Annotated in this window: 20 protein-coding genes; 2 read left to right on the forward strand and 18 right to left on the reverse strand. The window is 56.7% G+C overall.

Features of this window, described 5'->3' with window-relative positions; genetic code table 11:
* Window positions 1-150 precede the first annotated feature (150 nt).
* The 5 genes from ligA to Q0Y21_RS10195 form a co-directional block, all read right to left on the reverse strand.
* On the reverse strand, window positions 151-2,178 hold the full coding sequence (gene ligA, locus Q0Y21_RS10175; protein WP_297794614.1) for an NAD-dependent DNA ligase LigA: 2,028 nt from the start codon (window positions 2,176-2,178) through the stop codon (window positions 151-153).
* A 75-nt stretch (window positions 2,179-2,253) separates the two neighbouring features.
* Window positions 2,254-3,285 carry a cell division protein ZipA gene (gene zipA / locus Q0Y21_RS10180; protein WP_297794617.1) on the reverse strand — a complete coding sequence of 344 codons (1,032 nt, stop codon included), beginning with the start codon at window positions 3,283-3,285 and terminating at the stop codon, window positions 2,254-2,256.
* Window positions 3,286-3,421: 136 nt separating this feature from the next.
* Window positions 3,422-6,916 (reverse strand): chromosome segregation protein SMC, encoded by a 3,495-nt coding sequence (smc, locus tag Q0Y21_RS10185; RefSeq protein WP_297794619.1) that lies wholly within the window; start codon window positions 6,914-6,916, stop codon window positions 3,422-3,424.
* 1 nt (window position 6,917) lies between these two features.
* Window positions 6,918-7,601, reverse strand: coding sequence for a GntR family transcriptional regulator (locus Q0Y21_RS10190; protein WP_297794622.1), 684 nt, complete (start codon window positions 7,599-7,601; stop codon window positions 6,918-6,920).
* A 34-nt stretch (window positions 7,602-7,635) separates the two neighbouring features.
* Window positions 7,636-7,974: a hypothetical protein gene (locus Q0Y21_RS10195; RefSeq protein ID WP_297795443.1), complete on the reverse strand. Its 339-nt coding sequence runs from the start codon at window positions 7,972-7,974 to the stop codon at window positions 7,636-7,638.
* Here Q0Y21_RS10195 and Q0Y21_RS10200 point away from each other — a divergent pair.
* The gene (locus Q0Y21_RS10200; protein ID WP_297794624.1) at window positions 7,875-8,801 is read left to right on the forward strand and encodes a GGDEF domain-containing protein; all 927 of its coding nucleotides are present in this window, start codon (window positions 7,875-7,877) and stop codon (window positions 8,799-8,801) included. The genes Q0Y21_RS10195 and Q0Y21_RS10200 overlap by 100 nt on opposite strands.
* Here Q0Y21_RS10200 and rluB read toward each other — a convergent pair.
* The 13 genes from rluB to sdhC form a co-directional block, all read right to left on the reverse strand.
* Window positions 8,798-9,790, reverse strand: a complete 993-nt coding sequence (rluB, locus tag Q0Y21_RS10205; RefSeq protein ID WP_297794626.1) for a 23S rRNA pseudouridine(2605) synthase RluB — start codon at window positions 9,788-9,790, stop codon at window positions 8,798-8,800. The two genes, Q0Y21_RS10200 and rluB, sit on opposite strands and share 4 nt — an antisense overlap.
* Window positions 9,791-9,835: 45 nt before the next feature.
* Window positions 9,836-10,504: an SMC-Scp complex subunit ScpB gene (gene scpB, locus Q0Y21_RS10210; RefSeq protein WP_297794629.1), complete on the reverse strand. Its 669-nt coding sequence runs from the start codon at window positions 10,502-10,504 to the stop codon at window positions 9,836-9,838.
* A 17-nt stretch (window positions 10,505-10,521) separates the two neighbouring features.
* Window positions 10,522-11,367, reverse strand: a complete 846-nt coding sequence (locus Q0Y21_RS10215) for a ScpA family protein (RefSeq protein WP_297794631.1) — start codon at window positions 11,365-11,367, stop codon at window positions 10,522-10,524.
* A gap of 46 nt (window positions 11,368-11,413) precedes the next feature.
* Entirely contained in the window at window positions 11,414-12,628 is a 1,215-nt protein-coding gene (locus tag Q0Y21_RS10220; RefSeq protein WP_297794634.1) for a tryptophan--tRNA ligase, read from the reverse strand.
* Window positions 12,629-12,816: 188 nt separating this feature from the next.
* The gene (sucD, locus tag Q0Y21_RS10225; RefSeq protein WP_297794637.1) at window positions 12,817-13,689 is read right to left on the reverse strand and encodes a succinate--CoA ligase subunit alpha; all 873 of its coding nucleotides are present in this window, start codon (window positions 13,687-13,689) and stop codon (window positions 12,817-12,819) included.
* Window positions 13,689-14,855: an ADP-forming succinate--CoA ligase subunit beta gene (gene sucC, locus Q0Y21_RS10230; RefSeq protein WP_297794640.1), complete on the reverse strand. Its 1,167-nt coding sequence runs from the start codon at window positions 14,853-14,855 to the stop codon at window positions 13,689-13,691. Before sucC ends, sucD begins: the two co-directional genes overlap by 1 nt.
* Window positions 14,856-15,067: 212 nt before the next feature.
* Window positions 15,068-16,510, reverse strand: coding sequence for a dihydrolipoyl dehydrogenase (gene lpdA, locus Q0Y21_RS10235; RefSeq protein WP_297794643.1), 1,443 nt, complete (start codon window positions 16,508-16,510; stop codon window positions 15,068-15,070).
* Window positions 16,511-16,545: 35 nt separating this feature from the next.
* A complete protein-coding gene (gene odhB, locus Q0Y21_RS10240) occupies window positions 16,546-17,763 on the reverse strand; it encodes a 2-oxoglutarate dehydrogenase complex dihydrolipoyllysine-residue succinyltransferase (protein ID WP_297794646.1) in 1,218 nt (405 codons plus the stop codon).
* 25 nt (window positions 17,764-17,788) lie between these two features.
* The gene (locus Q0Y21_RS10245) at window positions 17,789-20,623 is read right to left on the reverse strand and encodes a 2-oxoglutarate dehydrogenase E1 component (protein WP_297794649.1); all 2,835 of its coding nucleotides are present in this window, start codon (window positions 20,621-20,623) and stop codon (window positions 17,789-17,791) included.
* Window positions 20,624-20,933: 310 nt separating this feature from the next.
* Window positions 20,934-21,638 (reverse strand): succinate dehydrogenase iron-sulfur subunit, encoded by a 705-nt coding sequence (locus Q0Y21_RS10250; protein WP_297794651.1) that lies wholly within the window; start codon window positions 21,636-21,638, stop codon window positions 20,934-20,936.
* A 14-nt stretch (window positions 21,639-21,652) separates the two neighbouring features.
* Window positions 21,653-23,425: a succinate dehydrogenase flavoprotein subunit gene (gene sdhA, locus Q0Y21_RS10255; protein WP_297794654.1), complete on the reverse strand. Its 1,773-nt coding sequence runs from the start codon at window positions 23,423-23,425 to the stop codon at window positions 21,653-21,655.
* A gap of 3 nt (window positions 23,426-23,428) precedes the next feature.
* Complete coding sequence (gene sdhD, locus Q0Y21_RS10260; protein WP_297794655.1) at window positions 23,429-23,779, reverse strand: succinate dehydrogenase, hydrophobic membrane anchor protein; 351 nt, start codon at window positions 23,777-23,779, stop codon at window positions 23,429-23,431.
* Window positions 23,767-24,147 (reverse strand): succinate dehydrogenase, cytochrome b556 subunit, encoded by a 381-nt coding sequence (sdhC, locus tag Q0Y21_RS10265; RefSeq protein ID WP_297794658.1) that lies wholly within the window; start codon window positions 24,145-24,147, stop codon window positions 23,767-23,769. Before sdhC ends, sdhD begins: the two co-directional genes overlap by 13 nt.
* Before the next feature lie 483 nt (window positions 24,148-24,630).
* Between sdhC and gltA the strand changes: the two genes are divergently transcribed.
* The gene (gene gltA, locus Q0Y21_RS10270) at window positions 24,631-25,905 is read left to right on the forward strand and encodes a citrate synthase (protein WP_297794661.1); all 1,275 of its coding nucleotides are present in this window, start codon (window positions 24,631-24,633) and stop codon (window positions 25,903-25,905) included.
* Window positions 25,906-25,907: the final 2 nt, after the last annotated feature.

Consider the following 25,907-nt stretch of genomic DNA (forward strand, 5'->3'; position numbering starts at 1 on the left):
TTGTTATTATGGGTGCTCAGGCAGGACAACCGGTCCGCTTTACACACCGTTACAGAACAACGCCATGGTAATCAATTTGTACACGGGGGGATCTGCGCGAGTTCTCAGATTCACAGGCCGGAGTCCTGTTAAGGATCCCGGCCTGATTGGCTATACGCCGTGGGATTCCAGCAGGGTGCGAAAACCGTCTTCATCCAGCACTTTGACGCCAAGAGACTCTGCCTTGGTCAGCTTGGAGCCGGCGGCTTCTCCGGCGACGACACAGGAGGTTTTTTTGGAAACGCTACCGGCAACCTTGGCACCCAGTTTTTCCAGGCGCTCTTTGGCCTCATCCCGGGTCATTTCCGTCAGCGTTCCTGTTAATACCCAGGTTTCTCCATGCAATGGCTTTGGCTCAGCGGTGATTTCTTCCGTCTGCCACTGAACACCCGCCTCCTTCAGGGAAGCAATCGTTTCCTGGTTGTGGGGCTGGTCGAAGAAGCTTCGAATATGGCCGGCGACGATGGGGCCGACATCCGGCACTTGCTGCAGCGCCTCTTCATCGGCTTCAGCAATTACCTCCAGGCTACCGAAATGACTGGCGAGGGACTTCGCAGTCGCCTCCCCGACTTCGCGTATCCCCAAAGCGTAGACAAAGCGCCAAAGTACCGGCTGCCGAGACTTATCAATGGCCGCCAGCAGGTTGGTGGCTGATTTGTCACCCATGCGCTCCAGCCCGGTGAGGTCTTCCTTGGTCAGTCCGTACAGATCCGCCACGGTCTTCACCATGTCCCGGTCCACCAGGATATCGATCCACTTATCGCCCAGACCTTCAATATCCAGGGCCTTGCGGGACGCATAATGCCGGATCGCTTCCTTGCGCTGGGCGGGACAGTACAAACCACCGGAGCAGCGAGCCACAGCTTCGCCTTCGATCTGAATAACGTCTGAATCGCAGACCGGGCAGGTTTTCGGAAGCTCCACCTCTCGGGCGTTTTCTGGCCGCTTATCCAGCACCACCTTGACGACCTGCGGAATGACATCACCTGCACGCCTTATAAACACCGTATCGCCGATTCGGGCGTCAAGGCGACGAATCTCATCCATATTATGCAAAGTGGCATTACTGACCGTCACGCCACCCACAAACACCGGCTTGAGGCGGGCCACCGGGGTCACTGCCCCGGTTCGCCCCACCTGGAACTCCACGTCCTCGATAACGGTAAGCTCTTCCTGTGCCGGAAACTTATGGGCAATCGCCCAGCGTGGCGCCCGGGAAACAAAACCCAACGACTGCTGCAACGCCAGGCTGTTGACCTTGAAAACGATTCCGTCGATTTCGTAAGGGAGTTCGCCACGCTTGTCCATCAACGCCTGATAGGCCGCCAGGCATTCCTCTACCCCGCATGCCTTGCGCATTTCCGGGTTGATCCGGAAGCCCCACTGTCCAACCTGTTGCAGGCAGTCCCAATGGGTGTCAGGCAATAAAGAGTCGTCGGTCACAGCGACGCTGTACGCGCACATTTCCAGGGGCCGGCGGGCAGTCACCGACGGTTTTTTCTGCCTGAGGCTGCCGGCGGCAGCGTTGCGCGGGTTGACAAAGGTTTTGTCGCCCTGATTGGCCAACGTCCGGTTCAGCTTCTCGAAACCGGCTTTGGGCATATAGACCTCGCCCCGGACTTCCACCGTGTCAGGCACATCGCTTCCTCTAAGCTTCAGGGGAACCGACGGGATGGTACGGATGTTGGCGGTAATGTCCTCGCCCGCGTAGCCATCGCCCCGCGTGGCAGCCCGAATGAGGACGCCCTGCTCGTAATGCAGGCTGACAGCGAGGCCGTCGAGCTTGGGCTCACAAACGTATTCGATGTCGTCCCCGGTTTTCAGGCGGTCCTTCACCCGACGGTCAAAATCCCGCAGTTCATCGTCGCTGAACGCATTGTCCAGTGACAACATGGGTATCCGATGCACCACTTCCTCAAAACTGGTTTCTGCATTGGCACCGACCCGACGTGTTGGCGAGTCCCCGGTGATCAATTCGGGGTGACTGGTCTCCAGTTCCTGGAGCTCGCGGAACAACCGATCGTACTCGGCATCCGGCACCTGGGGATCGTCCAGCACATAATAACGATAGTTATGCTCGTCTATTATGTCCCGCAGTTCCTGTACCCGATTTACCGTTTCGGGAGTTGCTGTGCTCATACCTGTAATCCTTGGACCTACAAAAAAATACCCGGATTCCACCGGGTATTTTACTCGCAACAATGGCGGTGTGCGTCAGTGCCGGGGCGACCGTTGCTTGCGCTCAAACTCACGGATGCGCTGACGGCAATGCTCGATGGTTTGCGGTGTCATCACACTGCGCCGCTCGTCTTTCAGCTCTCCGCCCATATTACGAACCACACACTGAGCGGTTTCGAGCATGAACTCGAAAGCCTGGAGGGCGTTGGATGGCCCCGGCATGCTCATGAAAAAGCTGATGCCCGGTGTCGACAGAGTCGGCATGTCCTGCGGACGGAAGGTTCCCGGTTCTACGGCACTGGCCACGCTGAACTGGACCGGACTGGTGGTATCTGATTCCTCGTGGCGGTGGTAGATATCCATGTCGCCGTATTCCAGGCCACAGGCCTCAAACAGCTCTTTCAGAACACTGCCTTTGAAATCCTCACCGTTACGCGCCAGCACGTTGATGACAACAACCTCTCTGGCTTCCGGGCGGTTGGCGCCCGCCAGCGGTTGACCGGAACGCTTCGGTGATTGATCACGCCGTGCGGTGTCCTCCTGGACTTCGCTGGTCACCGTTGGAGGTGGTGTCGAAGCCGGTGGCTCCACTTGCTCCGCCGGCTGCGGCTCACTGACGATCCCTTCATCAGGCTCGGGCTCGTCGTCATTTGCGCCCCAGCCAGTATCAGGGGCTTCATAATCGTCCCAGGCATCAGTCTGGAAGGTTGTGTCGCTTTCCCCGGATTCCGGTTGTGACGGCTCTTCTTCAGCCACCGCCGATTTCGCCTCGTCACTGATAATCGGACGCGTTGGCTTCTGAACCGGATTGCCAAAGCGGCTGGGACGCTCCCGCTTCAGATAACCCCGCTCTTCAAGCGTGTCCCTGGAGATTGTCCGTGCCCCACCGTTCGGTAGCTCCGGATTGTATTCCTCGTCCAGGGGCGATTCATCCAGGTCATTGGCCCCCATTCCTGATGAAATCGCGATGGATTCCTTGCGTGCCCGGCGCATTCGACGAAAACCGTCGATGACAATGCCGATGATAACCAGGGTACCTATGGCAATTAACCATTCCCTTAGTGACATAGTGATGCTGTCCTGTTTGCAGATCGGATATCGTTGCTACTCTAAGAAAAGCCTGTAATGAATACAACGCACAGGCGGGCCATATGGCCTTTTTGTCATCTTTGACGGCATTCTGAACACCCTGACAACGGGTGCCTTACGCCTCCGCCAGAGCGGCCGCTTCGTCCACATCAACAGACACCAGCCGCGAACAACCAGGTTCGTGCATGGTAACCCCCATCAACTGATCCCCCATTTCCATGGCAATCTTGTTATGGGTAATGTAGATGAACTGAACCTGCTTTGACATTTCCTTGACCATATTGGCATAGCGGCCCACGTTGGCGTCGTCCAGTGGCGCATCCACCTCATCCAGCATACAGAACGGCGCCGGATTGAGCTGGAATATGGAGAACACCAGTGCGATGGCCGTCAGTGCCTTTTCACCACCGGAAAGCAAGTGAATGGTACTGTTCTTCTTGCCCGGCGGCCTTGCCATGATGGCAACACCGGTTTCCAGCAGGTCTTCGCCAGTAAGCTCCAGTGACGCATTACCACCCCCGAAAACCTTCGGGAACAGCGCCTGCAAGCCACCATTCACCTGATCAAACGTTTCCTTGAATCGTTGGCGCGTCTCCCGGTCAATCCGGCGAATCGCATTATCCAGCGTCTCCAGGGCTTCCATCAGGTCTTCGTGCTGGCTGTCCAGATAGGTCTTCCGCTCACTCTGGACCTGGTATTCCTCAATGGCTGCCAGGTTGATGGCACCCAGTCGCTGGATCCGGTTGCCAATCTTCTCCAGCTCATCAGTCCACGCCTGCTCGGTGGCGTCCTCGGGCAACTGATCCAGTACCTCCTGTAACTTCACATCCAGCTCCTTGAGCTGTTCAATGTGGTTACCCGAGCGGATTTCCAGGGCCTGACACTCCATCTTCAGTTTTTCCAGCCGGGCGCGAATATCCTGAACCTCATGCTCCGTGCGGCTGCGGCCCTGTTCCTTCTCACGTACCTCACGATCGATTTCTTCCAACGCATCCCTGGCGACGCCCAGCTTCTCTTCTTCCGCCAGGCGGCGATCCAGCAACCCTTCCAGTTGCATCTGCAGATCTTCAACCGGCTCTTCGGCGTTCTCCCGGGATTCGCGGAGAATTTCAAGCCGCTCTTCCAGCCGCTCCTTCTGCATTTGCATACGGTCGATGGTCTGGCGCAAGCCATCTCTCTGGCTGTTCAGGGACTGCAATTGCAATTGAAGCTGATGAGCCCGGTCCCGGTCGTGGCGGGCCTCCTGGCGCAGGTGATCGAGGTTTTCGCGAAGCGAGTCCCGGCGCTCGAGGAGCTGTTCTTTCTCTTCATCATTGTCTTCGGTGGACGCCAGGGCTTCCTGCCATTCTTCCCGGACTTCCTGCAATTGTTCGAGCTGTTCTTCCAGGCTCAGAGCTACATCCTCGGCATCTTCGCGGATCCTCTGGAGCCGGGCATCGATCTGTTCTGCCCTGGCCTTCAGACCGCTGATCCTGGAAGAAAGTCCGCCAAGCTCCCGCTCCGCGTCGCTGAGACGGCCCTGAGCTTCATCCCGGTTGGCTTCCGCCCTTTCCGATTTCTCCTGAAGACTTTCCAGCGTCTCACTGGCCTCCTGCAACAACGCCTCAGCCTCGTCCAATTCTTCAGACAGCTGGCTGACCTTCTTCTGGCGCTCAATCACCCCCACCTGGGCGGCGTCGGAGTCCGGCATCAGAATCCAGTCCCGGGATACCCAAACCCCTTCCCGGGTAATAACGCTCTCTCCCGGGGCCAGGCTACCCTGCCCGGCGAGCGCATCGTCCAGCGCATCCGCCGTATCTATGCCGGCTAAAAGCCCATGGATGGCCGCAGCTCCGGAGACCCGGGCTGCAAGGCCGGAGGCCTGCTCCGCACCGGGACTGTCAGAGTTGACCAGCGCCAACCCCTTGGGGGCTCCTGACATGGCGTGATGGAGCGAGTCCATACCCGGCACGCTCACCCCCTGACTGAAACGGCTGATCACCTGTTCAACGGCAAACTCCCAACCATTATCGATGGTCAGCTGCTGGGCAACCCTGGGAGCGGATTCCAGCCCGAACTCATGAAGCCAGGATTGAAGTGCATCGTCCTGGCCTCCCATCTGCTCATCGAGCATTGCTTGCTGGGATTCCAGGGAAGCGCGAAGGCTCTGTACCTTCTGACGATAATCAGACACCTTCTGCTCGGCATCTTTCTGCTGCTGACGGGCGTCAAACAGCTCGTCCTGAACCGCCGTGATCCGGTCGGCAGCTTCCTCGCGCTGCAGTTCGAGGGTTTCCTGCTGCTCCAGCAACTCATCCAGCTCAGCACGATCCACTTGCCCCTCAAGCAGGTCCTGCTCGTCCCTCAGGCGCTGCTGACGGGTCTTGAGCTGAGTAATGGCGTCTTCCAGGGAGTTTATGCGCGACTGGGCCAGTTCAGCCTGACGCCGGGCATCCGCAGAACGGGAGCTGAACTGCTCCCAACTGTGTTGCCACTCGCTCATGGCGTCTTCTGCAAGTTGAAGCTTCTCGCCGGACTCCTCGGCCCGGATCGCCAGCGCTTCCTGCTCCGGCTCGATCATATCCAGCTCTTCCTGAATGCCGGAGAGCTTCTCTTCATCCTGCTCCAGTTCCCGCGCAAGCTCCCGCTGGTTCGCCATGGCCTGGTCCAGCTCGGTGGCAATCTGCCGGCCGCGCTCGCGCTGATGTTCCAGGCTTTGCTCGATACGGGCGATATCGGCGCCCGCCTCATAGTAACGAGCCTGGGCCCGGTTAAAGTGCTCGGTCCGCTCCTGATGACTGTCCCGCAGGGACTCCAGTGAGGTTTCCAGGTTGACGCGATCGGTCAGGTATTTTTCCAGCTCCAGCTCGGTGTCGCGAATTCTGGTGCGCCAGGTCTGCAAATCGTTATCCAGCGACTTCCAGCGCAGTACCGTCAGCTCTGCCTTTTTCTGACGCTCTTCCTGCTTGTAGGTCTTGTACTTTTCTGCCGCCGCAGCCTGACGCTCCAGATGCTGCAACTGACGGCCGAGTTCGTCCCGGAGATCGGTGAGTCGCTCCAGGTTTTCCTGAGTGCGTCGAATGCGGTTTTCAGTTTCCCGGCGCCGTTCCTTGTACTTGGAAATACCGGCAGCCTCTTCAATGTAGACCCGCAGCTCCTCCGGTTTGGCCTCAATAAGCCGGGATATCATCCCCTGCTCAATGATTGCGTAACTTCTTGGCCCCAAACCGGTTCCCATGAACAGATCGGTAATATCACGACGGCGGCATTTTGAGCCATTGAGGAAGTATTCAGACTGACCTTCGCGGGAAACTCGACGGCGAACGGAAATCTCATTGAATTTGACAAACTCTCCGGGCGCAGAGCCGTCGCTGTTATCAAATACCAACTCAATTGACGCCTGCCCGACCGGTTTGCGGGCGCTGGACCCATTGAAGATAACGTCGGTCATGGATTCGCCACGCAGATATTTGGCGGAACTTTCCCCCATGACCCAGCGCACCGCATCAATAATATTGGACTTCCCGCATCCGTTAGGACCGACCACCGCCGTCATATTGGTGGGAAAAGGCACCGTGGTCGGATCAACGAAGGATTTGAAACCGGACAGTTTGATGGACTTCAGGCGCATATCAGGCGCTTGCCTCCTCCCTGAGTATTCTTAACACCTGTTCACGCTGATGCTCGCCAAACCTGATTATTGCCGACTCAACCCTGGCAGCATCGCCGCTGGCAGCAGCATCGGCAACATCGGTAAAGAACCGGCCGGTTTCCGTCAGCTCATCGCGGAAATGCTCCAGAGCAACATAGTAGGTTCGGCTGATAGCCGGGCGGAAGTTCTCCAGGGTTTCTTCCAGGAATGGATTATCCACCAGGGTGTAGGCGTAACGCATCACACCGAATCCGGCTTCGATGACCTGCTCACCGGCGTCGCTGCCGGAAGAGTTGAGGGCATCTGTCACAGCCTGGAGTTCCCGGGCGTGGCTCACGATACCCGCCAACTCCTGTGCGGACCAGCGTTCCATGACCTTGCGGCCCAACATGCACAGCAGATCGATGTAGATATCATAAAGGCTGTTGACCAGTTCCGGCGTCAGTCTCGACACCACCGCGCCCCGACGTGGGAAGATTTCAATCAGATGGCGGCGCTGGAGAATCAACAATGCCTCACGGACGGAACCACGACTGACATTCAGTTCACCGGCCACTTTGAGTTCCTGCACTCGTTCGCCGGGCTGGAGATCACCGGTCATGATCCGCTGACCCAGGTGCTGGGCAATTTGCTCGGAAAGACTTTCGGGAGCCTGAAACCTCATATAATTGGTCGCTCACTTGCTGCAGACGGCACGATCATAAGCGCAAAAGTTTACCACAGGGATTGGCTGACCCCATCCCCTTGTCTGACATTTCGACCACACCCTGAAGGGCAGGCAAATAATCGCCGGAATTCTGACACTTCATCGCAAATGAAGAACAGGCGTTATAAAGTATATCAAAAGAATGTTGTAGTCGATTGACTATATTGCCGTTTAAATTTAGGGCATGGTTTGTGCTTGTCAAGGAAAAACACTTGAACAGGTTCATTCCCAGTGAAGCAAACACCATCATTCGCAAAATCCGGCCCGCAGCCTCAAAAACTTGCCGCCCTGCGACAGGCCCACCGGGACTGGAATGAGTCGCCTGATCCAATGACACGCCTGACCAGGCGACTATCAACGACGCTTTCCCTGGAAAATCAGCTCGCCATTCTGGCTGGAGAGGTCAGCGAGATTGTACCGGTCGACGCACTACACTACCGCCATCAGATTGGCGGAACTGATTTTGTGTTCAGCTCAGGCATGGGGGGCCCGCATAGCTGCGAGTATCGCCTCACTCTGGAGGGCGAGAGCTATGGCACACTCTCATTCAAGCGCCGGAAGAAGTTCACAGAACAGGAACTGGAAGCTATCGAACTGATGCTGGGAGCAGCAATTTGCCCCATCCGAAATGCCTGTCAGTTCCTTGCCATCGAACACGCAGCGTTAACCGACTCGCTGACCGGAATCCCCAACAAGCGAGCAATGGAAAGCGCCTTACAGCAGGCCTGCCAGCTGTCAGATCGACACGGAGATCAATACTCTCTGATTCTCTGCGATCTGGACCACTTCAAAGCCGTCAATGACAGATACGGTCATGTGGTAGGCGACCACCTGCTCAAACTGGCCGCCCGGGCACTGGAAAAAGCGGTAAGAAGTTCGGACTCAGTCTACCGCTTCGGCGGTGAGGAATTTGCGATACTTTTGCCACATACCGGTGAAATGGAAGCGCGCCATGTGGCGGAAAGGATACGCGAATACATTGGCACCATTTCGGTCAATTGCGGCAATACCAACGTCTCCGTAACAACCAGTTGCGGAGTAGCCATGCACCTGACCGGTGAAGCCTCAGACCAATGGCTTGCCCGCGCTGATGAGGCCCTTTACCGGGCCAAAGACCACGGACGCAACTGCACCCGGGTCTTTGCCAGTATCAGCTAGCTTTTCTTGACGCTTTTCGCGGGTTTTCGTGCGGGCTTCTTGCCCTGATTGGCTGGTTTGGTCGAGCTCACATCCCATTTGCGGCCCCCGGACTTACGTGCCGGCCGACCGGGTTGCTTATTGCGCTTGCGATCCAGCGCTGCCTGTTCATTGGGCGTCTTGGCGGGTATAGCGACGGACTCCAGACCCACGGCCTTGCTGAGCATATCGACGCCCTTCTGATCCAGCTCTTCCCATTTACCAACCGTCAAACGGCTTGGAAGGAAGACCGGCCCGTATCGAACCCGCTTCAACCGACTGACTCTCACGCCCTGGGATTCCCATAGACGGCGAACTTCACGATTCCGGCCTTCCAGCAGGGTGACATGAAACCATCGGTTGATCCCGCTGCCACCGGCCGGCGTGATGTCGGTGAACTTGGCCATGCCATCTTCCAGCAACACGCCATCCATCAGGCGCTGCAGCATCGCATCGTCCACTTCGCCGAACACCCGGACAGCATATTCCCGGTCAATTTCTCTGGATGGGTGCATCAGCCGGTTGGCGAGCTCTCCATCGGTGGTGAAAAGAACCAGCCCAGTAGTGTTGATATCCAGACGGCCGATGGAGATCCAGCGATGATCCTTGAGCCTCGGCAAACTATCGAACACTGTCGGCCGCCCTTCCGGATCACGGCGGGTGGTCACTTCCCCTTCGGGCTTGTTGTAGATCAGCACGCGGCGGACGACTTCCGAGCCGGAGGCCAGGTCAAGACGCTTGCCGTCCAGTTCTATGCGATCACCGATGGTCACCTTCTGGCCCGGTTCCGGCAGTTGTCCGTTGACCGTTAAACGGCCGGCTTCCACCCAACCTTCCACCTCACGACGGGAACCAACGCCCGCACGGGACAGGAGTTTCTGAATTCTTTCGGGGCCACCAGCGGCAGCCGTCGGTGCTTTCGAAGAAGTGGAGGGTTTGCCTCCAGGCTTACCGGGGCGCTCTGACGCCATGAACTTATCCTTTCAGTGGGCTGATGCGGGTCTATGCCCGCGGCATCAGTGAATTGTCTGATTCGATGGGGCGTCCGGCTCCGATTCACCGGAACCAGCTTCCCCATCATTGGCAGAAGATCCGGATTCAAACTCGATCTCCGCCTGCATGTTCTTTTCAATTTCCCGTCCGATCTCTTCCAGATCCCGCACTTCCGACAAGGGCGGTAACTGGTCCAGACCCTGCAGGTTGAAGTAGTCGAGAAACTGGCGCGTCGTAGCGTACATGGCAGGCCTGCCGGGCACATCCCGATGGCCGACCACCCTCACCCACTCACGCTCCAACAGGGTTCGCACGATGTTACTGCTGACAGTAACCCCGCGAATATCCTCGATTTCACCTCGGGTTATCGGCTGGCGATAGGCGATCAGCGCCAGGGTCTCCAGCAAGGCCCGCGAGTAACGCTGAGGCTTCTCTTCAAACAACCGCCCGACCCAGGGAGCAAACTCTTCACGCACCTGCAGCCGATACCCACTGGCAACTTTTTTCAACTCAAAGCCACGGCCTTCACAGGCTGCCTCCAGCAATACCAGGACATGCTCCATGATCTGGCGGGGAGGCCGTTCATCTTCCGGGAAAAGCTCTCTGAGCTGATCAAATGACAGCGGTCTTCCTGCCGCCAGCAGTGCGGCCTCGGTAATCGCCTGGATCTTTTTCAGGTTCTCTTCGTTCATGGAACTCGTGCTTTCGCTTAACTGGACGCTCTGGCCCTGACATGAATGGGACCAAGGACTTCCCCCTGGACAACCTCAATCAGCTGTTCCTTCACCAACTCAAGCGTCGCCAGGAAGCTGACAACCACGCCCAGACGACCCTCCTCCGGCGTGAACAGACTTTCAAACTTAACAAAGCGATCATCCTGAAGCACCGAGAGAATAGCTGACATGCGCTCCCGGGTAGACAGCTTTTCCCGCTCGACATGGTGGCTGGTGAACAGATCGGCCCGTTTGAGCACGCCCTGAAGTGCAAGCAGCAGCTCCGAGAGCTCCACGTCCGGATGGGGCTGGCTCGACGGTAGTTTCGGCAACGCTGCCGACCCGACAAAGGTATCCCGCTCCTGCCGTGGCAGTTGATCCAGATCCTCCGCCGCCTTCTTGAAGCGTTCATACTGCTGCAATCGGCGTATCAGCTCAGCTCGCGGGTCCACCTCTTCTTCGTCATCACTTTCCTGCCGAGGCAGCAACATGCGGGACTTGATTTCCGCCAGGGTGGCTGCCATGACCAGGTACTCAGCCGCCAGCTCGAAGCGCATGGCTTCCACGGCACCGATGTAGTCCATGTACTGACGGGTAATTTCGCTGACATCGATATCCAGAATGTCCATATTCTGGCGCCGGATCAGGTACAACAACAGATCCAGAGGTCCCTCGAAGGCCTCCAGGAACACCGCCAGCGCATCGGGTGGAATGTACAGGTCCTTTGGCAGATCCACCACTGGCTTACCGGACACCAGAGCCAGGGGCACCTGCTCGGGAGCGGTTGATGGCGCGTCCTCACCCGTCTCGGCCTGCGATGTGCTCACAGTGTCATCAGTCATACTTTCTCCAGCATGCGGCTGAGGGCTCATCCAGTGGACACCGATTCTAACGGTAGTTCAGACCCATGGCTGCGCGAACTTCATCCAGGGTATCCCTGGCCGAATCACGGGCCTGCTCGCAGCCCTCCTCAATAATCGAGCGTACCAGATCGGGGTTGCCTTCGTACTCACGGGCGCGCTCATGGAGGGGGCGCTGCTCCTCAATGATTGCGTCGATAAGCGGCTTCTTGCATTCCAGACAGCCAATCCCGGCGCTTCGACAGCCGGCCTGCACCCATTCCTGGGTGTCCGCATCGGAATAGATCTTGTGCATACCCCACACCGGACATTTCTCAGGCTCCCCCGGATCGGTACGGCGGACCCGCTGGGGGTCAGTCTGCATGGTGCGAACTTTCTGGGCGACCGAATCCTGATCTTCCCGAAGACCAATATAATTATTGTAGGACTTGGACATTTTCTGTCCGTCCAGCCCCGGCATTTTTGATTCCGGGGTCAGCAGCGGCTGGGGTTCTGGCAGAATCACCTTGCCACCGCCTTCGATGTAACCGTACAGACGCTCACGATCGCCCAGGGAAATGTTCTGCTGCTCTTTCAGCAAGGCCCTGGCGGTTTCCAGGGCTTCCAGATCGCCCTCTTCCTGATACCGTTTCTTGAGATTGCGGTACAGTTTGGCGTTTTTCTTGCCCATCTTCACGATGGCGCCTTCCGCCTGTTCTTCGAAACCGGGCTCGCGACCATAGATATGATTAAAGCGACGGGCGACTTCACGGGTAATCTCCACGTGGGATACCTGATCGGCTCCGACCGGGACTTTACCGGCACGGTACATCAGGATGTCCGCACTTTGCAGCAGCGGATACCCCAGGAATCCGTAAGTGGCCAGATCCTTTTCCCGCAGCTTTTCCTGCTGGTCCTTGTAGGTAGGAATGCGCTCCAGCCACCCCAGGGGGGTGATCATGGAGAGCAGCAGGTGCAGCTCTGCATGCTCCGGCACACGGGACTGGATAAACATGGTCGATGACCCGGGATTTACCCCGGCCGCCAGCCAGTCGATGACCATATCCCAGACACTCTGCTCGATACCCGCTGTGTCTTCGTAGTCGGTGGTTAACGCATGCCAGTCAGCGACAAAGAAGAAGCACTCATACTCGTGCTGGAGTTTCACCCAGTTTTTCAGAACACCGTGGTAGTGGCCAAGGTGAAGCTTGCCGGTCGGACGCATCCCGGACAAAACCCGTTGCTGGGAATCTACAGAACTCAAAGCACGAACTCCTTCTGGTGATATTAAACCAGCCCATCTTAGAGCAGGCTGACCGGGCATTATAGTCTTATGTGGCGCTGGCGTTAAGAAGCCTTTGGAAAACAGCCACAAGGCACCCGCTACAACAACGCAAAAGCCCCCGGCGCCTTACGGCAGACCCGGGGGCTTTTGTGACTGACGGTAATGACTTACCAGCCAGTTGCTTCCTTCAACGCCTTACCAATTTCGGCCAGGCTGCGCACGGTTCTGACACCGGCGTCGTTCAGGGCAGCAAACTTCTCGTCTGCGGTACCCTTACCACCGGAGATGATCGCACCGGCATGGCCCATACGTTTGCCAGGAGGCGCAGTCACACCAGCGATGTAGGAAACCACCGGCTTGGTGACGTTATCCTTGATAAACGCAGCGGCTTCTTCCTCCGCGGTACCACCGATTTCACCAATCATCACGATGGCTTCAGTCTGCGGATCGTCCTGCAGCAACTGCAGGATATCGATGAAGTTGGAACCCGGAATCGGGTCACCACCGATACCGATACAGGTGGACTGACCGTAGCCGAAGTCCGTGGTCTGCTTGACCGCTTCGTATGTCAGGGTGCCTGAACGGGAAACGATACCCACCTTGCCCGGCTTGTGGATGTGGCCCGGCATGATGCCGATCTTGCACTCACCCGGCGTGATCACGCCCGGACAGTTCGGACCGATCATGCGTACGCCCTTGCGATCCACGTACTCTTTGGCGTAGAGCATGTCGATGGTCGGGATACCCTCGGTGATGCACACAATCAGCTGAATACCAGCATCTGCGGCTTCAATGATGGCGTCCTTACAGAACGGAGCGGGTACGTAGATCACCGTCGCTTCCGCACCGGTTTTCTCGACCGCTTCACGTACAGTGTTGAACACCGGCAGACCCAGGTGCTCGGTTCCGCCCTTACCCGGGCTCACGCCACCAACCATTTTGGTGCCATATTCAATCGCCTGCTCAGAGTGGAAAGTACCCTGTGCGCCGGTAAAGCCCTGGCAGATAACCTTGGTGTCTTTGTTGATCAGGATGCTCATTATTTACCCCCTGCGGCTTTAACGACTTGCTGTGCAGCATCCGCCAGACTGGTGGCGGCAATGATGTTCAGGCCACTGTCAGCGAGTACTTTGGTGCCGACTTCGGCGTTGTTACCTTCAAGGCGAACAACCACGGGAACCTTGACGCCCACTTCCTTGACCGCACCGATGATGCCCTCTGCGATCATGTCGCAGCGGACAATACCGCCGAAGATGTTAACCAGAACCGCCTGTACATTGTCGTCAGACAGGATGATCTTGAACGCTTCGGACACGCGCTCTTTGGTCGCGCCGCCGCCTACGTCCAGGAAGTTGGCTGGCTGGCCACCGGACAGCTTGATGATGTCCATGGTGCCCATGGCCAGACCAGCGCCGTTAACCATACAGCCGATGTTGCCTTCCAGGGCCACGTAGTTGAGTTCCCACTTGGCTGCTTCCGCCTCACGGGAATCTTCCTGTGAAGGATCGTGCATCTCGTGGATTTTCTTCTGACGGTACAGAGCGTTGCCATCCACACCGATCTTGGCGTCCAGGCAGTGCAGGTCGCCGGCCGGGGTAATCACCAGCGGGTTGATCTCGACCAGAGCCAGATCACATTCTTCAAACAGCTTTGCCAGACCCAGGAAGATCTTGGTGAACTGACCAATCTGCTTGCCTTCCAGGCCCAGCTTGAACGCCAGCTCACGACCCTGGTACGGCTGACCGCCGACCAGCGGATCGATCTCTGCCTTGAGGATCTTTTCCGGAGTTTCTTCGGCAACCTTTTCGATCTCGACACCGCCTTCGGTGGAGGCCATAAACACGATGCGACGGGTACCACGGTCTACAACCGCGCCCAGATACAGCTCCTGGTCGATATCAGTGAGGGATTCAACCAGAATCTTGCTGACCGGCTGACCGTTTTCGTCGGTCTGGTAGGTCACCAGGTTCTTGCCCAGCCAATGCTCGGCGAATTCGCGAATCTCGTCTTTGCTCTTGACCAGCTTTACACCGCCAGCCTTACCACGGCCACCTGCGTGAACCTGTGCCTTGACAACCCAGGCATCGCCGCCGATTTCACCGGCCGCGTCAACTGCTTCTTTCGGAGTATCGCAGGCAATGCCCTTGGATACTGGCAGGCCATATTCAGCGAACAGCTGCTTGCCCTGATATTCATGCAAATTCATAGTTAATGTCCCGCTTTTTGATGGAGGATAACCACGTACGGAAATGAACCCGCCGGATCCTGTCGGATTTAGGCCATAAATCCGACAACAACCTGGTGCGAATTCGGCTAGGCGTGCCGGGGATCACCTCAGCACACCACTGACGCAGTCAGAAACCAACCGTTTAATGGCAGCGGGGCGCCCTCATTGGCGCCCCTGTTTCCTGTTCTGCGTTACTTCTTTTTGCGACGGTTGGCGATATGAATCGCCCCGCCATCGACAGCCAATGCTGCTTCATGCACCGACTCGGACAGTGTCGGATGCGCAAAGCAGGTCAGAGCCAGATCTTCTGCACTGGAACCAAACTCCATGGCAATCACGCCCTGCGCCACAATCTCGGATGCCTGTGGTCCGACAACGTGGAAACCGAGGATGCGGTCGGTCTTTTCATCGGCAATGATCTTCACCAGACCGGACGCTGCGTTGGCTGCCATGGCACGGCCGTTGGCCGCAAATGGGAACGTACCCACCTTGTAAGCCTCGCCCTCGGCCTTCAGCTCTTCCTCTGACTTGCCAACCCAGGCCACTTCCGGCGCTGTATAGATGACGTTCGGAATGCAGTCGTAATTAACCTGGGGCTTGTGGCCGGCAATCCGCTCGGCAACCATGACACCCTCTTCGGATGCCTTATGGGCCAGCATCGGACCACGAACCACGTCACCAATCGCCCAGACACCCGGTGCTTCGGTCTTACAGTTGTCGTCCACGAAAATGAAGCCGCGCTCATCCATCTGTACGCCGGAATCCTCGGCCAGCAGATTGTCGGTGTAAGGACGACGGCCTACTGCCACGATCAGCTTGTCGAACTTCTTCTCTTGCTTGCCGTTGGAATCTTCAAAGGTCACGTTAACCAGCTTGCGCTTGACTTCAGCACCGGTCATGCGTGCGCCCATGACTATGTCCAGCCCCTGCTTCTTGAACTGCTTCTGTGCATCCTTGGCTACCTGCTGATCAACCACCGGCAGGAACGTGTCCTGGGCTTCGATCACAGTCACTTCCGATCCCAGACGGGCCCAAACACTGCCCAACTCAAGGCCGATAACGCCGGCGCCAATCACGCCCAGACGCTTTGGTACTTCGGTGAATTCCAGTGCGCCTTCGGAATCCACAATGTAATCACCGTCAAAGGGTGCCGGTGGAATCTCGATCGGCTTGGAACCGGTGGCCAGGATGACGTTCTCCGCTTCGTAAGTAGTGGCCTTGCCATCCTTGTCGGTAACTTCAACCTGACGATTGGCCAGCAACTTGCCATGGCCATGAATAGGGGTAACGCCGTTGGCCTTGAACAGACCGGCGATACCGCCGGTCAGCTGCTTCACGATACCGCTCTTCCGTTCCATCATCTTCGCGATGTCGATTTTGACATCCTTGGCGATGATGCCCTGCATCTCGTAACCGTGGCTGGCTTCCTCAAACTTGTGGGAAATTTCCAGCAGGGCCTTGGAAGGAATGCAGCCCACGTTCAGGCAGGTGCCGCCAAGCACTTGCGCTTTGCCGTCTTCAGAGGTCCAGGATTCCACACACGCAGTCTTCAGACCGAGCTGGGCAGCTTTGATTGCAGCCACGTAGCCACCAGGGCCTGCACCAATGACAATGACGTCGTACTTATCAGACATATTTGATCCCGTTTTCCGATTCGTTAAGTGGCAGCTCAGACGTCCAGCAGAATTCGCGCCGGATCCTCAAGCATTTCCTTGATAGCAACCAGGAACTGCACCGCTTCCTTGCCATCGATCATGCGGTGGTCATAAGACAGCGCCAGGTACATCATAGGCAGGATTTCGACCTTGCCGTTGACCGCCATCGGACGCTCCTGAATCTTGTGCATACCCAGGATCGCAGTTTGCGGCGGATTCAGGATCGGCGTGGAAATCAGGGAACCGAAGATACCGCCGTTGGTAATGGTGAAAGTACCACCGGTCATTTCTTCGATACCCAGCTTGCCATCTTTGGCCTTGGTGCCATATTCGACGATTTTCTTCTCGATATCCGCCAGACCCAGCGCGTCGACATCACGAACCACCGGCACCACCAGACCACGATCCGTGGATACAGCAACACCAATATCCTGGTAGCCGTGGTACACCATGTCATTGCCATCGATGGAGGCGTTCACAGCCGGGAAGCGCTTCAGAGCCTCGGTGGCTGCCTTGGTGAAGAAAGACATAAAGCCAAGCTTGATGCCATGACGCTTCACGAAGCTGTCCTGATACTGTTTGCGCAGCTCCATGATGGGAGCCATGTTCACCTCATTGAAGGTGGTGAGCATCGCAGCATTCTGCTGGGCACTGACCAGACGCTTGGCAATGCTGGAACGCAGACGCGTCATCGGAACGCGCTTTTCCGGGCGTTCGCCGGAGGCCAGATCCACCTGAGGCATATCGTCAGCCGGCTTCGGAGCTGAAGCAGGCGCTGAAGACTTCGCGCTATCTACATGATTCTGGACATCTTCCTTGGTAACACGGCCATCTTTTCCGGTACCTTTAACGGCATTCGGATCAACGTCATTCTCTTCAGCCAGCTTACGGGCCGCAGGGCTGAGAATTGCGTCGCCGGACGGCGCCTCGCTCTTGGTTTCTTCCTTGGGAGCCTCTTCTTTCTTGCTCTCAGCCGGCTTGGACTCACCAGCTGCACCTTCCTTGAACTTGCCGATCACTTCACCGCTTTCCACGGTGTCGCCTTCGCCTTTCACAACTTCTTCAATCACGCCATCTGCCGGTGCGACCACTTCCAGAACGACCTTGTCAGTTTCAATATCGACAATAAGTTCATCACGGGAACAGGCTTCACCCGGCTGTTTGTGCCAGGTCGCGACGGTACCCTCTGCGACCGACTCTGGGAAAACGGGGGCTTTAATCTCAGTTGACATCTCGGATCCTTAGTTCGGTAGCTCGTCAGATTTCAAACGCATCGTTAACCAGTTTCTTCTGCTCTTCAATGTGAACGGACATGTGTCCACACGCAGGAGCAGCAGAAGCATCACGACCGGCATACTGAAGATACAATTTCGGATTCTTGCGGTGCAGTGCGTTCCGCATATGGTGCTGACTGCAGTACCAGGCACCTTGGTTCATCGGTTCTTCCTGGCACCAGACCACATGCTTGAGCTTGGGGTACAGGGCCAGAACCTCGTCCAGGTCATCTCCCGGGAACGGATACAGTTGTTCGATACGAACAATCGCAACGTCATCCCGCTCGTCAGCCTTTTTCCTCTCCAGCAAATCGAAGTAAACCTTCCCGCTACACATGATCAGGCGGGTGATCTTTTTCGGATCAGACGGCTCTTTCTCCTGAAGCACGGTCTGGAAGGTTCCAGAAGTCAGATCGTCCAGATCCGAGGTCGCTTCCTTGTGGCGCAACAGACTCTTCGGAGTAATCGCCACCAGCGGCTTGCGCAGCGGACGCTTCACCTGACGGCGCAGCATATGGAACACCTGGGATGGCGTTGTCGGAACACATACCTGGATATTGTGCTCGGCACACATCTGCAGGAAGCGCTCGAGGCGTGCGGAACTGTGTTCCGGCCCCTGCCCTTCGTAACCGTGTGGCAGCAGCAACGTCAGGCCACACAGACGGCCCCACTTGTGCTCCCCACTGGTCAGGAACTGGTCAATAACCACCTGGGCACCGTTGGCAAAGTCACCAAACTGGGCTTCCCAGACTACCAGCCCATTGGGAGCCGTTGTGGAGTAGCCATACTCAAACGCCATGACCGCTTCTTCCGACAGCAGCGAGTCATAGATTTCGAACTTCGGCTGATCCTCGGACAGATTCTCCAGGGCGGTATAGGTGGATCCACCTTTCTGGTTATGCAGTACCGCATGACGATGCGAGAAGGTGCCGCGCCCCACGTCCTGCCCGGTCAGACGAATCGGGTGGCCCTCTTCCAGCAAGGTGGCGTAGGCCATGACCTCGCCGTAGCCCCAGTTGATACCCAACGCGCCGGCCGTCATTTTCTCGCGGTCGCTGATGATCTTGGACACCTGGCGCTGGACACTGAAGCCCTCCGGAACGTGGGTGAGTTTCTTACCCAGTTTCTGGATGGTTTTGAGTGCCACACTGGACTTACACTTGGCCGTCCACTCGTGACCGAGATACGGCGTCCAGTCGACGTAAAGCTCCTTGTTCGGTTCCTTGACCAGTGACTTGACCACGTGGTCGCCTTCATCAAGCGCGTCACGATAGTCCAGGTCCATTTGCTTCGACTCATCTTCAGAGATGATGCCGTCAGCGATCAAGGCGTCGGCATAGAGGGCGCGAGTAGTTTTCAGCTTGCGGATCTTTTCATACATGACCGGCTGGGTGGCCGCCGGCTCATCCGCCTCGTTGTGACCACGGCGACGATAGCAGACCAGATCAATCACCACGTCCCGCTTGAACTCATTGCGGTAGTCCATGGCCATCTGGGTCACAAACATGACCGCTTCCGGGTCATCCGCATTCACATGCAGAATGGGCGCCTGAACCATCTTGGCGACGTCGGTACAGTATTCCGTCGACCGCGCATCTTCCTGCCTGCTGGTGGTGAAACCAACCTGGTTATTGATCACGATATGGATCGTACCGCCGATGCCATAGCCCCGTGTCTGGGACATCTGGAAGGTTTCCATCACCACGCCCTGGCCGGCGAACGCCGCATCGCCGTGCATGATGATCGGCACTACCTGAGTCCCATCGTTGTCGTTACGACGGGTCTGTCGAGCCCGGACCGAGCCCTCGACAACCGGAGAGACAATCTCCAGATGAGAGGGGTTGAAGGCCATGGCCAGGTGAACTTCGCCGCCCGGGGTCATCACGTTGGATGAGAAGCCCTGGTGGTACTTCACGTCACCGGAGCCGGAATCGGCCAGTTTCTTGCCTTCGAACTCGTCAAAAAGTTCTTTCGGGTTCTTGCCGAGAGTGTTCACCAGCACATTCAGGCGACCGCGGTGGGCCATACCAAGGACGATTTCCTTGGCACCGTATGAACCGGCACGCTGAATCAGTTCATCAAGGCAGGGAATCAGGCTCTCGCCGCCTTCAAGGCCAAAACGCTTGACGCCCGGATAACGGGATCCCAGATACTTTTCCAGGCCTTCCGCGGCTGTCAGGCGTTCCAGAAGATGTTTACGGGTTTTCGCTTCGTACTCGGGCCGTGAGCGGACCGGTTCCATGCGTTGCTGGAACCAACGCTTGATTCGGGTGTCGACCACGTGCATGTACTCGGCACCAACACTTTCACAGTACGTCTGGCGCAGACCTTTGATGATATCGCCGAGCTTCATGGTTTCGGAACCAAAGCTCAGGGACCCGGTCTGGAATTCCAGATCATTGTCGGCATCAGAAAGCTCGTGGAAGGCCGGATCGAGGTCTTCTACCGTGGGACGCTGCCATACGCCAAGCGGATCCAGCTTTGATTCCTGGTGACCACGGAATCGAAAGGCATTGATCAGCTGCAGAACACGAATCTGCTTTTTATCAGCATCGGAGGTTGCACTGGCGGGAACGCCACTGGCCAGGAAACGCTGATTACGGGAGATGTGTTCGAACTGTTCGCGGATGGAAGAGTGGACAATATCGCGACCTTTATAGCCGTCAACACTGGGAAGCTTGTCGAAGTAGCTGCGCCACTCTTCGGGAACGGCATTGGGGTCTGTCAGGTAGGTTTCAAAAAGCTGTTCAACATAGGCAAGATTTCCCCCCTGCAAGTGGGAAGTCTGCCATAACTGCTCCATTATGCTTTCGTGCATTTTGAATAGCTCACCTTGGGCTGGTGCGGGGAGCTCAGTATGGTCGGCCAGGGGTAAATCTCAGTCAATACGGGTTTTTACGGGATCGACTTTGGCCACCACACCTAGCAAGGATGTTTTCCGTTCCCCGGTGGTTTTGTACTCAGCGAAACCGCGAGACAACCTTATAAGTTCCCATCACGGCATGCGTAGTGTGCATCCTCTTAAGACTTTTGACTATAAGCCTTTGGTTGAAGGCCCCGCGCCGTTGCAGGGCCTTCAGGATGCTAGCTGCATCAGAACAGTATAGCGTTTGTTTTGAATTCTGCTTTTAAGTCGCCCGCTGGAGCAGAAGATTCCGGATATGGCCGATTGCCCTTGTGGGGTTCAGGCCTTTCGGACAAACACTGACACAGTTCATGATACCCCGACAGCGGAAGACACTGAACGGGTCATCGAGATTGGCAAGACGCTCGGCTTGAGCGGTATCGCGGCTGTCCGCCAGGAAGCGGTAAGCCTGAAGCAGGCCGGCCGGCCCAATGAACTTGTCCGGGTTCCACCAGAACGACGGGCAGGAAGTGGAACAGCACGCACAGAGAATACACTCGTACAGGCCGTCCAGCTTCTCCCGGTCCTCGGGAGACTGCAGACGCTCAATGGCAGGCGCGGGCTGATCGTTCACAAGGTACGGCATGACTTTTTCGTACTGCTTGTAGAACAGACCCATATCCACCACCAGGTCACGGATAACCGGCAGCCCTGGCAGCGGGCGAAGAACAAGCTTGTTGTTCTTGAGCACCTGGGACATGGGCGTGATGCACGCCAGACCATTCTTGCCATTCATGTTCATGCCGTCAGAGCCACAAACACCCTCACGACAGGAGCGCCGATAGGCGATAGACGGATCCTTTTCCTTCAGCAGGTTCAGGACATCCAGGACCATCAGATCCTTGCCTTCCGGAAGCTCCAGCTCCACGTCCTGCATGTAGGGCGCGTTGTCAGTTTCCGGGTTATAACGGTAAAGGCTTACCAACATTTTGTGCGTCCCCCTTAGTAAGTCCGGATCTTCGGCTGGAAGGTGTCGACGGTCTTCGGTGCGAAGTTCACGTCACGCTTGCCAACACGCTTCTCGAGCGGGAAGTATACGGAGTGCTTCAGCCAGTTCTCGTCATCACGCTCGGTGAAGTCGTTACGGGCATGGGCGCCGCGGCTTTCCTTACGCTCGAAAGCAGAAATGGCCGTGGCCAGGGCAACTTCGTACAGGTTGTCCAGCTCCAGCGCTTCAATCCGTGCGGTGTTAAACGCATGGCTGGTATCAGCCAGCTTGGTCTTGCGTACACGTTCACCGATGGCCTCGAGCTTCTTCAAGCCCTCTTCCATACTATTACCATCACGGAACACACCAAAGTACAACTGCATGCAGTTCTGCAGATCCTTGCGGACCTCGGCAACGCTCTCACCTTCAGAGGCGGAGTTCAGGCGGTCAAGGCGAGCCATGGCGCGCTTGATGTCATCCTCGCTGGCACCGTCAACCTCAAAGCCACCGCGAAGCTGCTCTTCAATGTGCAGACCCGCCGCACGACCGAAGACCACCAGATCCAGCAGGGAGTTACCACCCAGACGGTTGGCACCGTGAACAGACACACAAGCCGCCTCACCACAGGCGAACAGGCCGGGAATCGGCTTGTCGTTGCCATTCTCGTCCTGGGTCAGCGCCTGACCACCAACGTTGGTCGGAATACCACCCATCATGTAGTGACAGGTCGGAACAACCGGAATCGGCTCTTTCACCGGATCCACGTGAGCGAAGGTGCGGGACAGTTCACAGATACCCGGCAGACGCAGGTTCAGGGTTTCTTCACCCAAATGATCCAGCTTCAGCAGTACGTGATCCTTGTCGGGACCGCAACCACGACCCTCGAGGATTTCGATAACCATGGAGCGGGCAACCACATCACGACCAGCCAGGTCCTTCGCGTTCGGCGCGTAGCGCTCCATGAAACGCTCGCCTTCGGCGTTGATGAGGTAACCACCCTCACCCCGGCAACCTTCTGTTACCAGTGTACCGGCACCGTGGATACCAGTCGGATGGAACTGCCACATCTCCATGTCCTGCACCGGATAGCCTGCGCGCAGAGCCATACCGATACCGTCACCGGTGTTGATCAGGGCATTGGTGGTAGAGGCGTAGATACGACCGGCACCGCCAGTGGCGAGAACGGTTGCCTTACACTTGATGTAGGCCACTTCACCAGTTTCGATTTCAATGGCGACAACACCAACGACTTCGTCCTTGCTGTTCTTGACCAGATCGACCGCGTACCACTCGTTGAGGAACGTGGTGCCGCCCTTCAGGTTGGCCTGATAAAGCGTGTGCAGCAGTGCATGACCGGTACGGTCGGCAGCGGCACAGGTACGGGCAGCCTGACCGCCCTTACCATAATCCTTGGACTGACCACCGAACGGGCGCTGGTAAATACGGCCCTGTTCGGTACGGGAGAACGGCAACCCCATGTGCTCCAGCTCGAAAACGGCCTGAGGGCCAACCGAGCACATGTACTCAATGGCATCCTGATCACCGATGTAGTCTGAGCCCTTGACCGTGTCATACATGTGCCAGCGCCAGTCATCGTTGGGATCGGCGCTCGCAATGGCGCAGGTGATACCACCCTGGGCAGACACCGTATGGGAACGGGTCGGAAAAACTTTTGTGATGCACGCAGTATTGACGCCTGACTCGGTCAGCTGCAGGGCGGCTCGCATACCGGCACCGCCACCACCGATAACAATCGCGTCGTAAGACATGGTCTTGATATTAGCCATTGATTAAAGCCCCCAAAGAATCTGAATGCCCCAGACCACATAGACGAACATGGTCAGACCACAAGCCGCCTGCACCAGGAAACGCGGCGCCATGGCCTTGATGTAGTCGGTTGTGACGGTCCAGAGCCCTACCCAGGCGTGAGCGCCAATAGAAAGCAACGCCATCAGGGTAAAGATGCGGAACCAGGTCTGTCCGAACAACGCCGACCAGGTTTCGTAATTTACGTCGCTGAACACCAAAAAGCCCAGCAGGAACAGTGTGTAGAGTGCCAGCACGTAAGCGGTGACCCGCTGGATCAACCAGTCATAAACGCCACTACGGCCCAGATTCGTTACGCTGTTTACGCTGCCCATACCCAGACTCCTGCCAGAACGATGAGAATGACGGAAACCACAATCGTGATCTTCGCGGCGAGGCGGCCACTTTCAAGCTCTTCACCAATGCCCATATCCATCAACAGGTGTTTGATACCTGCCACCAGGTGGTAAAGCAGAGCAGACAAGATGCCCCAGATGATCAGCTTTGCAAGGAAGCTGTCCAGCAATTCATTGACGCGACTGAAGCCCTCTTCCCCGGACAGGGAAAGCTGAAGTCCGTAGAGCAGGAACGCAACACCAACAAAAATGATGATGCCGCTGATACGATGCAATATGGACGTAATGGCTGGCAGCGGAAAATGAAACTTGCTGAGATCGAGATTAACTGGTCGTTTGCTATTCACAGCGCTCTCACACTCTCTCTTGGTTCCACAATCGGTCGAAGTGACCGGTGCAGATAGTTGGTATGTAAGGATCGGTGTGCTGATACGAAACCGGCACACGATTGGCTCAGGAGGGAGAATACACCCTGCCCACTCGGCGCTACCGACATTGGAAAGCGCCCAGACAGAGTTATCCTCGATTCCGGGCTAGGGATTATAAGGAGTACCCCTGTTAATTACAAACGCGCAACTCGCCTAAGCGCCTGTAATTAGCGGCCTCGCACCGGCTATAAGAATTATTGACAAACTTAATTTTACCCTGAAAACAGCCTTATTCGTGTATTCCCTCATTTACTTGGAATGTCAAATAATGGTTTTTCCGCCCTCCTCCATTGACAAAAAAAGCCAACGCCCTATATTTTGCCGCCAGTTTTGCGATAATACGCGCCTTCTAGCGCATCCAAATACTGAAAAGCTGTCAAAGCTGATATATAGGAGAGCACCATGACCGACAGGAAAGCCACGCTCTCGGTGGGTGACAAGTCCATTGAGCTACCGGTTTACTCAGGCACCGTCGGCCCCGACGTTATCGACGTACGGAGTCTGGTCCAGGAAGGCGTATTTACCTACGACCCAGGTTTTGTATCCACCGCAGCCTGCGAATCCAAGATTACCTACATCGATGGCGCCAATGGCGTGCTGCTTCACCGCGGCTACCCCATCGAACAACTTGCGGAAAACTCCGATTACCTGGAAGTCTGCTACCTCCTGCTGAAAGGCGAACTGCCGACCGCAGAAGAGAACAAGAAGTTCCACGACACCATCAAAAACCACACGATGCTGCACGACCAGATGCGCAACTTCTTCCAGGGCTTTCGCCGGGATGCGCATCCGATGGCGATCATGTGTGGTGTTGTGGGCGCCCTGTCCGCCTTCTACCACGACCAGATGGACGTTACTGACGCACAACAGCGTGAGATCACTGCGCACCGCCTGATTGCCAAAATGCCGACCATCGCGGCATGGTGCTACAAGTACAGCATCGGTCAGCCGTTCATGTACCCGCGCAACGACCTCTCCTATTCCGAGAACTTCCTGCAGATGATGTTTGGCGTACCCTGTGAAGAGTACAAGCCGAACCCGATCCTGGCGAAAGCCATGGACAAGATCTTCATCCTGCACGCCGATCACGAGCAGAACGCGTCAACCTCTACCGTGCGTCTGGCCGGCTCCACCGGTGCCAACCCATACGCCTGTATCGCTTCCGGCATTGCTGCTCTGTGGGGCCCTGCTCACGGCGGCGCCAACGAAGCTGTTCTGGACATGCTGGCGGAAATCGGCGACGAGAAAAACATCGAGAAGTTCATCGCCAAGGCCAAGGACAAAGACGACCCCTTCCGCCTGATGGGCTTCGGCCACCGGGTTTACAAGAACTTCGACCCGCGCGCCAAGGTAATGGCAGAGACCGCTCACGAAGTACTGACCGAGCTGGGCCTGGAAAACGATCCGCTGCTGAAGATCGCCCAGCGCCTGGAGAAGATCGCTCTGGAAGACGAATACTTCGTCAAGCGCAAGCTGTACCCGAATGTGGACTTCTATTCCGGCCTGATCCTGAAGGCTATCGGTATCCCGACCTCCATGTTCACCGTGATATTTGCCCTGTCACGCACCATCGGCTGGTTCTCCCACTGGAACGAGATGGTGTCCGGGGACTACCGCATTGGCCGTCCGCGCCAGCTGTATACCGGTCCCGAAAGCCGCGATTACGAGAAGAAGTAATC

The sequence above is a fragment of the uncultured Marinobacter sp. genome, from assembly GCF_947259545.1.
GTDB lineage: Bacteria > Pseudomonadota > Gammaproteobacteria > Pseudomonadales > Oleiphilaceae > Marinobacter.